The organism is Chryseobacterium sp. SIMBA_028 (assembly GCF_046535285.1).
Lineage (GTDB): Bacteria > Bacteroidota > Bacteroidia > Flavobacteriales > Weeksellaceae > Chryseobacterium.
Genome location: NZ_JAWRWZ010000132.1, coordinates 1 through 313, shown reverse-complemented (window position 1 = coordinate 313; position 313 = coordinate 1). Strand labels below are relative to the sequence as shown.

General features: G+C 67.7%; 1 pseudogene. It reads right to left on the bottom strand.

The features are described from left to right. Nucleotides 1–313: pseudogene (locus SCA31_RS22860) on the bottom strand (NADP-dependent oxidoreductase); the annotation flags it as partial.

The window sequence follows — 313 nt, the reverse complement described above, 5'->3', positions numbered from 1 at the left end:
GGCCAAGGCGAGCTGAGCGGTAAAGTCCTTCGCGCGGTGATCGATGGCGATATCGAAGCCGAGCTCGCCGCTGACATAGGCACACTTCTCGGCCCCACCGGCAATGCCTACGACCCGGGCTCCGCGTATCTTGGCGATCTGGCCAACCACCGCACCGACAGCGCCGCTGGCGGCAGCGACGACGACGGTCTCGCCTTGCTGTGGCTTGCCGATGTTGCGCAGGCCGGCATAGGCAGTGAAGCCGGGCATGCCGAGAACCCCGAGCGCGGTTGTCAGCGGCGCCTGCTGCGGATCGAGCTTGCGTGTCCGCGGC